Origin of the sequence: Rhodococcus sp. R1101 (assembly GCF_000278445.1) — a bacterium.
Classification (GTDB): Bacteria; Actinomycetota; Actinomycetes; order Mycobacteriales; family Mycobacteriaceae; genus Rhodococcus; species Rhodococcus gordoniae.
Window position 1 is genome coordinate 1 of record NZ_AJVB01000502.1, and the last position, 2,730, is coordinate 2,730.

At 65.3% G+C, this 2,730-nt stretch carries 3 protein-coding genes; 1 reads left to right on the top strand and 2 read right to left on the bottom strand.

Translation table 11 applies throughout. The features are described from left to right. Positions 1-695 (top strand): DUF5914 domain-containing protein (locus R1101_RS27805; protein WP_016935173.1); only part of this gene is annotated, 695 nt, incomplete at its 5' end. Positions 696-818: 123 nt separating this feature from the next. Here the strand turns inward: R1101_RS27805 and R1101_RS0120580 are convergent. Together R1101_RS0120580 and R1101_RS27810 are read right to left on the bottom strand one after the other, a co-directional pair. Then, positions 819-2,072: an acyl-CoA dehydrogenase family protein gene (locus tag R1101_RS0120580; protein ID WP_016935174.1), complete on the bottom strand. Its 1,254-nt coding sequence runs from the start codon at positions 2,070-2,072 to the stop codon at positions 819-821. A 56-nt stretch (positions 2,073-2,128) separates the two neighbouring features. After that, positions 2,129-2,730 (bottom strand): TetR/AcrR family transcriptional regulator (locus R1101_RS27810; protein WP_016935175.1); only part of this gene is annotated, 602 nt, incomplete at its 5' end.

Consider the following 2,730-nt stretch of genomic DNA (forward strand, 5'->3'; position numbering starts at 1 on the left):
GGCACGGACTACGCCTGGGCCCCGACGCCGGGCACGGTTGGGCCCCGTTTCCCAGTCACGACGACGGCGTCCTGGCTTGGGTCCGTCTCGACCACATCGGCAACGAACCCCCACTGGACGCGCCGGTCATCCCGCCACGACCGCCGGCCCGTACCCGCCTGGCGGCCGTAGCGACCCTCACCGGAATCTGTGAACCGGTCGACATCATCGCCAACCGACTCGACCCGTGGCACGGCGCGTGGTTCCACCCTTATTCCTTCACCCACCTGGAGGTCCTCGACGCGCCCGGCCGCCACCGCACCGACGACACCGGCGACCGATTCGTTGTCGCTGTGACCTTCCGCGTCGGCGGGGGGCTCGGCGTCGCGGTGAAGGCCGAGTTCACCAGTCCGGAACCTCGTACCGTCGTGATGCGCATCATCGACGGTGAAGGCACTGGCAGTGTCGTCGAAACTCACACCACACCCCTGGGCGTGGGAGCCGACGGACATCCGCGCACCTGTGTCATCGAGGCCGTCCTCGCCGACTCTCCCCGGCGCGGCTTCGCCGTTGCACGCCGTGCTCACCGTGCCCTCTCACCAGTACTCCGTAGGGCGGCGACCCGACTGTGGCGTGACGATCTGGCCTACGCTGAACGGCGTTATCGGCAACGCAGCCTGGTCGATCGTGGTGTCGGTCCCCGATTGTCGACGTGAACCCTCCACTCCTCGGGCAACGGCTCGAGTGTCGTCTTCCCGGTTCGCAGGGCGTGAGAGTTTCTCCGACCGGCCGGAACCGAGCTCATCGCCCACGCGGGCGTTACTCCCACAGCCCCGAAGTCACCTCGTGTATCTGCGCAGTTCGTTCTTGGCGATCGTGCGCAGGTGTACTTCGTCGGGGCCGTCGTAGATGCGCATCGCGCGGTGCCAGCCGTACATTGCGGCAAGGGGAACGTCGTCGCTGATACCGGCGCCACCGTGCACCTGGATCGCTCGGTCGATCACCTCGAGGGTCATGCGTGGCACCGCGATCTTCGCCGCGGACACGTAGGGGGCTGCGGCCTTGTTGCCGTGTTCGTCGATGGTCTTGGCCGCAAGACGACACAGCAGCCGGGCCTGTTCGATCGCGACGCGCGATTCGGCGATCTGGTGCTGGACGACACCCTGCTCGGCCAGCGTCTTGCCGAAGGCGACACGACCCTGGGCGCGGGTGGTCATCAGCGCCAGGGCCCGTTCTGCGGCGCCGAGGGCGCGCATGCAGTGGTGGATGCGGCCGGGTCCGAGACGCGCCTGCGCCATGGCGAACCCACCGCCCTCCTCCCCGAGGAGATTCTCGGCGGAAACGCGCACGTTGTCGTAGACGACTTCGCAGTGCCCGTGCTGGTCGTGTCGTCCGAACACCGGCAGGTCGCGGACGATCGTGACGCCGGGAGTGTCGATCGGCACCAGGATCATGGACTGCTGACGGTGGGTGTCGGCAAAGGGGTCCGTCTTTCCCATGACGATCAGCAGGGTGCATCGGGGGTCCGCAGCGCCACTGGTCCACCATTTGCGGCCGTTGATGACGTAGCTGTCGCCGTCGCGCTCGATTCTGGTCTCGATGTTGGTCGCGTCGGAACTGGCCACGGCGATCTCGGTCATGGAGAAGGCCGACCGGATCTTTCCGTTCAGCAATGGGTCGAGCCACTGCTTTTTCTGTTCATCGGTACCGAACAGGTGGAGCAATTCCATGTTGCCCGTGTCGGGCGCTTGCCCGTTGATGGCTTCGGGTGCGAGATGCAGGCTCCAGCCGGTGATCTCGGCGAGTCCTGCATAGTCCAGCTGTCCGATGCCGGATTCGGAGGGTAGGAACAGATTCCACAGGCCGCGCCTGCGGGCCTCGTGCTTGAGGGTTTCGATGACGGGTGGAACGGTGTGGTCGTCGGGACCGACGTTGCGGCGGTAGGTCTCGTACTCGTGTTCGGCAGGGAACACGTGGCTGTGCATGAAATCCACCAGCGTCTGCTCGAGTTCGAGTGCCCTGGGCGACGGTCGAAGGTCCAGCGATTCGGTATTCGTCTGCGCGGTGAGCATGCTGTCGGCTACGTCGGTCATGTGAGTTCTTTCTCGAAGGGCCGTGAACGGGATGTCATGGGCGGCTCGATGTTCCGTCAGGGTCCGCGGGCGAGATCGGCGCCCCGGTATTGCATGAGATCGAGGGCGTACTCCACATACAGGTCTGCTACCTCTTCCGGGCTCATCCGGCCTCCCGGTCGCCACCAGGTGGGGAGGGCGGTACACATCGAGACCACTGCGCGAGCGGCGTCCTCGGGGTTTCGGACCCGGAACGATCCGGCGCGTACGGCGGCCAGTACCTTCTCGTCCACGACCGCCTGCTGCCAGTTTCTCTTGCCGGCAATGATCTGCCGGTTTTCCGTTGTGAGAGCACGCATCTCACTGGTGCCGATGAACCCGAGTTCGCGGCGGTGCGTGTGGTAGAGGGCCAGATTCTCGATCAACAGCGTGAAGACCGTGACGGGATCTCGGCCGGCGCCTTCGGTGAGCGCCCCGCGTGTGCGTTGCTCGAGGTCGTCCATCGTCACCTGATAGATCGTCATCAGGATGTCCTGCTTGCCGGTGAAGTAGTTGTAGATCCCGGGAACCGACAATCCACAACGATTGGAGATTTCACGCATGCTCGTGCCGTGGTAACCCACGGCGAGGATCTCCTCGAGCGCTGCCTGGACCACAGGCGCCAGCGACAACGGTTCGT

Bases quoted from the DNA above. Each gene is read 5' to 3' on its own strand.
- R1101_RS0120580 (WP_016935174.1), bottom strand. From the start codon at position 2,072: ATGACCGACGTAGCCGACAGCATGCTCACCGCGCAGACGAATACCGAA.